The 6,324-nt window shown below is 59.2% G+C and carries 7 protein-coding genes; 5 read left to right on the top strand and 2 right to left on the bottom strand.

Annotated features, from left to right (window positions below; genetic code table 11):
- The 5 genes from AC1D1X_RS13085 to wecB all read left to right on the top strand — a co-directional run.
- On the top strand, nucleotides 1-886 hold an 886-nt coding region (locus tag AC1D1X_RS13085), incomplete at its 5' end, for a glycosyltransferase (protein WP_477698419.1).
- Nucleotides 883-2,115 (top strand): glycosyltransferase family 4 protein, encoded by a 1,233-nt coding sequence (locus tag AC1D1X_RS13080; protein WP_477698418.1) that lies wholly within the window; start codon nucleotides 883-885, stop codon nucleotides 2,113-2,115. The genes AC1D1X_RS13085 and AC1D1X_RS13080, both read left to right, overlap by 4 nt.
- A 9-nt stretch (nucleotides 2,116-2,124) precedes the next feature.
- Entirely contained in the window at nucleotides 2,125-2,982 is an 858-nt protein-coding gene (locus tag AC1D1X_RS13075) for a dTDP-4-dehydrorhamnose reductase family protein (protein ID WP_477668532.1), read from the top strand.
- A gap of 9 nt (nucleotides 2,983-2,991) precedes the next feature.
- Nucleotides 2,992-4,005 (top strand): polysaccharide biosynthesis protein, encoded by a 1,014-nt coding sequence (locus tag AC1D1X_RS13070; RefSeq protein ID WP_457281241.1) that lies wholly within the window; start codon nucleotides 2,992-2,994, stop codon nucleotides 4,003-4,005.
- Nucleotides 3,998-5,125: a non-hydrolyzing UDP-N-acetylglucosamine 2-epimerase gene (gene wecB, locus AC1D1X_RS13065; protein ID WP_477668533.1), complete on the top strand. Its 1,128-nt coding sequence runs from the start codon at nucleotides 3,998-4,000 to the stop codon at nucleotides 5,123-5,125. Before AC1D1X_RS13070 ends, wecB begins: the two co-directional genes overlap by 8 nt.
- A 12-nt stretch (nucleotides 5,126-5,137) precedes the next feature.
- On the opposite strand, the gene rfbC is transcribed toward wecB, so the two are convergent.
- Nucleotides 5,138-5,686: a dTDP-4-dehydrorhamnose 3,5-epimerase gene (gene rfbC / locus AC1D1X_RS13060; RefSeq protein ID WP_477668534.1), complete on the bottom strand. Its 549-nt coding sequence runs from the start codon at nucleotides 5,684-5,686 to the stop codon at nucleotides 5,138-5,140.
- On the bottom strand, nucleotides 5,683-6,324 hold a 642-nt coding region (locus tag AC1D1X_RS13055; protein ID WP_477698417.1), incomplete at its 5' end, for an SDR family oxidoreductase. The genes rfbC and AC1D1X_RS13055, both read right to left, overlap by 4 nt.

Here is a 6,324-nt window from a genome sequence, read left to right as displayed (position 1 = left end):
CATTACTGTTGCGCCGACCGTGTGGCGTCGTTTCTGGGCTGAATGGTGGCTTTCCAAATCCGTGGGGGCGGCTGACCTCGTGCTGTGCTTCGGCAATTTGCCACCGCTCTTCAGGCTGAAAGGGCGCACCGTGGTGTTCGTGCAGAACCGTTATCTCGTCGACCCGGTGACGCTCGCCAGCTTCCCTCTCAGGACACGCCTGCGGCTGTTGATCGAAAGGGCATGGTTCGCCCACAAGGCCCAAAAYGCGCAAGCCTTCGTCGTGCAAACTCCTTCAATGCGCGACCTGCTGAATGCCTCTGGTCTGGCAAAGGGCAAACCGGTTTCGGTACTGCCCTTTGTGAGCACCAGCGCCGGCTATGAGAGAAACAGCACCCCGAAGGCATGCGATAGCGCATGCGGCTTCATCTATGTAGCTTCAGGTGAGCCTCACAAAAATCACAAGCGGCTCATGGAAGCCTGGATTTTGTTGGCGGATGACGGCATGCATCCTTGGCTTTGGCTGACTGTCGACGCCAATGCCCACCCTGAACTCTGCGCATGGATCGATGAAAAGAAGGCCCGTTACGGTCTGAATGTTGAAAACCTCGGCGCGAGGCCACACGACGAAATCCTGCGCCTCTACGCCCAGGCGAAGGTACTGGTTTATCCGTCACTGTTCGAGTCGTTCGGCCTGCCACTGATCGAAGCGCGCCAGGCGGGCCTGGCAATCCTGGCGTCAGAACTCGATTACGTACGCGACGTGGTCGACCCCGAGCAGGTATTCGACCCCCATTCACCGGTCTCCATTGCCAGGGCAGTGAAGCGCTTTCTCGGCCAAAGCGAGCAGCCCCTTCCGCTCATGAACGCCGGCGAATTCCTCGCCCATGTTTTCCCCGAAGAGTGACCCAATTGCGTATCCTGATCGTCAGCCAGTATTTCTGGCCAGAAAGCTTTCGCATCAACGATGTCGCGAAAACGCTCGTTGAAAAGGGCTTCGAGGTCGATGTATTGACCGGCAAGCCCAATTATCCCGAAGGTTCGGTTTTTCCCGGCTACCGGGCCTGGGGCTGCCAGCGTGAATCATGGGCCGGCCTCTCGATATACCGGGTACCCCTTGCGCCGCGCCGGAAAAAGGGCGCGTTGAACCTGGTCTTCAACTATCTGTCGTTTGTCGCCTCAGGCACTCTTTTTGGTGCGTGGCAGCTGCGCGGCAAACGCTACGACGTCATTTTTGCCTACGGTACTTCGCCAATCCTCCAGGCGATCCCGGCGTTGTTCCTCGGTTGGCTGAAAAACTGCAAGGTTGCCGTCTGGGTCCAGGATCTCTGGCCGGAAAGTCTGGAGGCCACGGGTTATGTGCGTAATCGGCGTGCACTGGCATTGGTGAGGTCCGTCGTTCAGAGCATTTACGCAGGTACCGACCTGCTTCTGGTGCAATCACAGGCATTTGTACCCAAGGTTCGCGAACTGGCCGGCGGCACACCGATCGCCTATTACCCGAATTCGGTCGACCCGCTATTTGCCGCGCCCGGCGACGCACCAGCGCCACCGATACCGGTTATGGACAGCGGCGCGTTTTGCGTCGTATTCGCCGGCAATATCGGCGCCGGGCAGGCCGTCGAGGCCATTGTCGAGGCCGCTACCCTGCTCCGCGAGCGTCCGGATGTCCAGTTTGTGGTCGTCGGCCAGGGCAGCCGCCAGGCCTGGATGGCCGAAGAAGCTGCGGCACGCGGGCTCACCAACCTGCACCTGCCCGGCCGTTTCCCGGTCGAATTGATGCCCGGCCTCATGCAAAAGGCCTCAGCGTTACTCGTAACCCTGACCGATCAACCGATTTTCGCGGCGACCATTCCCAACAAGATCCAGGCCTATATGGCCGCTGGACGACCGATAATTGCCTGTTTGAACGGGGAAGGTGCCCGCGTCGTCGAGGAAGCTGGGGCTGGCCTTTCGGTTCCGGCCGAGAATGCGCCGGCCCTGGCCGCCGCGGTGATTCGGCTGGCTGAGATGAGTGCACCAGAACGCGCCACTCTTGGCGCCAACGGCCAACGGTATTTCAAAGAGCATTTCGACCATGACATGCTGACACTTCAGCTCATGGACCATTTCCGCGCACTGGCGGAATCTTCTTGAGGTTTTTCGATGAGAGTTCTTGTATTGGGTGCCAGCGGCATGATCGGCAGCGCCATGATCCGCGTCTTGAGYCAGAAAAAGGATTGGCAGGTCTTCGGCAGCATGCGAAATGCCGCGGCGCTGCGCTTTTTTGAGCCCGCCATCGCCGAGCGCATGCTGACCTTTGTCGATATCAACGACCGCGACAGCGTCATCCGCGCATTTGCCCACGCCCGGCCTGACGTGGTCGTTAACTGTATCGGCCTGACCAAGCACCATACCGAAGCTGATGATCCGTTGCTCGCGATTCCCATCAATGCGTTGCTGCCACACCAGCTCGCCGGGCTGTGCCTGGCGGCGTCGGCACGTTTGATCCATATCAGCACCGACTGCGTCTTCTCGGGCGCCAAGGGACACTACATCGAAGCCGACGCGGCCGATGCAAAAGATGTCTATGGCAAGTCCAAGCTCCTGGGCGAGGTGCTGGGCCAGGGCGCGATCACTTTGCGCACCTCGACAATAGGCCACGAATTGCAAAGCGCTTACGGGTTGCTGGAATGGTTCCTTGCACAACAGGGTTCCTGCAAAGGCTTCAACAAGGCCATTTTTTCGGGTCTGCCGAATGTCGTGTTCGCCGAAATCGTCCGCGACATCGTGATTCCACGGCCTGAGCTGTCCGGCCTGTACCACGTTGGCGCTGCCCCGATCGGCAAATACGACCTGCTCAAGCTGATCGCCGCAGCCTACGGCAAGGCCATTGATATTCAGATGGACAATACGTTTACGATGGACCGATCGCTCGATTCCAGCCGTTTCCGCGAGGCGACAGGCTACACCGCACCGGCCTGGCCCGAGCTTATCGACACCATGCATTCCTCCAAACTGTAAGAATCAGCCATGTTTGACAACAAAATACTGATGATCACCGGCGGCACCGGTTCGTTCGGCAACGCCGTCCTCAAACGCTTTCTCTCAACGGAAGTGCGCGAAATCCGCATTTTCAGCCGCGACGAAAAAAAGCAGGAAGAGATGCGGATCGCGCTGAACAACGACAAGCTCAAGTTTTACATCGGTGACATCCGCGACTACGACAGCATTCACCAGGCGATGAAGGGTGTTGACTATGTGTTTCACGCGGCAGCACTCAAGCAGGTCCCGTCCTGCGAGTTCTATCCGATGGAGGCGGTGCGTACCAATGTACTGGGCGCGGAGAACGTCATGAACGCAGCGATCGCCCATAACGTCAAGCGCGTCGTCGTCCTGAGCACCGACAAGGCGGTCTATCCGATCAATGCCATGGGTGTGTCCAAGGCAATGATGGAAAAACTCATGGTCGCCAAGGCACGCATGCAAAACGATGGCGAGACCGTGCTTTGCGCCACGCGTTATGGCAACGTGATGGCGTCGCGCGGCTCGGTGATCCCGTTGTTCGTCTCGCAGCTCAAGAGCGGCGCGCCGCTGACCGTGACCGACGCCAGCATGACCCGCTTCCTGATGTCACTCGACGATTCGGTCGACCTGGTGCTGCACGCGTTCGAGCACGGCCAGCAGGGCGACATCTTTGTGCAGAAGGCGCCGGCCTCGACTGTCGCCGACCTCGCGCAAGCGCTCAAGGACATCTTTGGCGGCAACGACCAACCCACCAAGATCATTGGCACGCGCCATGGCGAAAAGCTCTACGAAACGCTGGTGTCGCGCGAGGAAATGGCCCGGATCGACGACATGGGCGCGTACTACCGCATTCCCGCAGACAACCGCGATCTCAATTACGCCAAGTATTTCAGCGATGGCGAAGAGCGGATTTCGCAACTGGACGACTACACATCGCACAACACCGAGCGGCTCAATGTCGCCCAGGTCAAGGCGCTTTTGGGGAAACTGGATTTTATTGAGGAGGCACTTCGTGTTTAAAGTGATGACGGTAGTCGGGACCCGGCCCGAATTGATCAAGATGAGCCGCGTGATTGCGGCGCTCGACAAGCACACCCAGCACATTCTTGTGCACACGGGCCAGAATTTCGACTACGAGCTGAACCAGATTTTTTTCGAAGACCTGCAGATTCGCAAGCCCGACCACTTTCTCAATGCAGTCGGCGAAAATGCGGCCCAGACCATCGGCCAGATCATCATGAAGGCCGATGAAGTGTTCCAGGCTGAGAAGCCCGACGCCGTCCTGCTCTATGGCGACACCAACTCATGCCTGGCAGTGATCGCGGCCAAACGGCGGAAAATCCCGGTATTCCACATGGAGGCAGGCAACCGCTGCTTCGACCAGCGCGTTCCCGAAGAACTCAACCGGAAGGTGCTCGATCACCTGTCGGACATCAACATGGTCCTGACGGAACATGCACGGCGCTATCTCATCGCCGAAGGCGTGCGGCCCGAAACCATCATCAAGACCGGCTCGCACATGCGTGAGGTCGTCGACCACTACCGCCCGCAAATCGACAAGTCCGACATCATTTCGCGCCTGTCCCTCAAGCCCAATGAATTTTTCCTGGTCAGCGCGCATCGCGAGGAAAACGTTGACTCGCCCGACGCGCTGAAGGACCTGCTCGAGACCTTGACCGAGCTTGTCAAAAAGTATGGCTTCCCGGTGATCGTTTCCACCCATCCACGCACGCGAAAACGGCTGGAGGAGGCTGGTTACGAAGGCCTGGACAAGCGCATCGTGTTCGGCAAGCCGCTCGGGTTTTTCGACTACATGAAACTGCAGGTCGAAGCCAAATGCGTGCTGTCCGACAGCGGCACCATCACGGAGGAGACTTCGCTGCTCAACCTCTGCTCCATCACCCTGCGCAATGCCCACGAGCGCCCCGAAGGCATGGACGTCGGCACCCTCATCATGAGCGGCCTCAAGAAGGACCGCGTGATAGACGCCATCGAGATCGTGACGTCGCAATATGACCGCAACCGGCGCCCGGTGCTGCCCATTGCCGACTACGAAAATCCGTTCGTCTCGACGCAAATTGTGCGTGTCGTGACGAGCTACATCGACTACATCAACCGGGTCGTCTGGTCGAAGAAATAATACGCGCGGCGGCTATGGCGGCAGCTCGGCTTGCGCCATCGTCGCGCCGTCACAATCCCTGGCTGAAAGCAGAGGTACAGTGCCAGCCAGGGGCCAGGAAATCGCCAGATCCGGGTCGTCCCAACGGATGCAGCGTTCATGTTCGGCGGCGTAGTAGTCGGTGGTCTTGTACAGCACGTCGGCAAATTCGCTAAGCACCAAAAAGCCGTGCGCAAAGCCCGGCGGCACCCAAAGCTGCCGATGCTCCTGGGCCGACAACTCGAACGCGACCGAACGCATGAAATTCGGCGAGGAGCGCCGGACATCGACCGCCACATCCCAGATGCTGCCGCTGACCACCCTCACGAGCTTGCCTTGGGGTTGCCTGAGCTGGTAATGCAGGCCGCGCAGCACATGGCGAACCGAGCGCGAATGATTGTCCTGTACAAAACCGCCGTCAAGCCCGGTTGCCCGCTCAAAATCGCGCCTGTTGAAGCTTTCGAGAAACAGGCCCCGCGCGTCGGCATGAACTTCAGGCTGAATCAGCAGCACTTCGGGCAGGGCCGTCGGGGTGACTTTCATGAGAGCTCCTCAACCATTTTGGCGACACCGGTTTGCCAATCGGGAATGTCGACCCCGAAAGTCCGCCGCAGCTTCGAAGTATCAAGTCGTGAGTTCAATGGACGGCGGGCTGCCTGCACGTAGGCAGTTGACGCCACGGGCTGGACTGCATCTATGGGCACACTGGGCAACAGGCCGGTCTTTTGTGCCTGCTCAACGACAAAACACGCATAGCCATGCCAGGAAGTTTCACCGGCGGCAGCCGCGTGATAAAGCCCGGCCAATTGCTCATCCGCGAGAACGCGCGTCAACGCCAACACAGTCAGGTCGGCCAGCCAGGCCGCTGCGGTGGGCGCACCGAACTGGTCGTTAACCACCGCCAGCCGGCCGTCCCTGCGCAACTTGTGCAGGATTTTCTTTGCAAAGTTTTCACCATGCGCCGCATAAAGCCAGCTTGTGCGGAAGATCAGGTGTCGTGCGCAATTTTTCGCGACCAACTGGTCGCCGAGCAGCTTGCCAAGGCCATAGGCGTTCAGCGGCAAGGCGGTGTCGTCCTCGGTCCACGGCCGCGTTCCTCCGCTGCCATCAAAGACATAGTCGCTCGAATAGTGAACAAACCAGGCGCCGGTCTCTTCACACGACCGGGCCAGCACGGCCGG

The organism is Polaromonas sp. P1_G4, from assembly GCF_056405475.1.
Note: the sequence above shows the minus strand (reverse complement) of the source record. Positions and strands in the feature narration are given on the sequence as shown.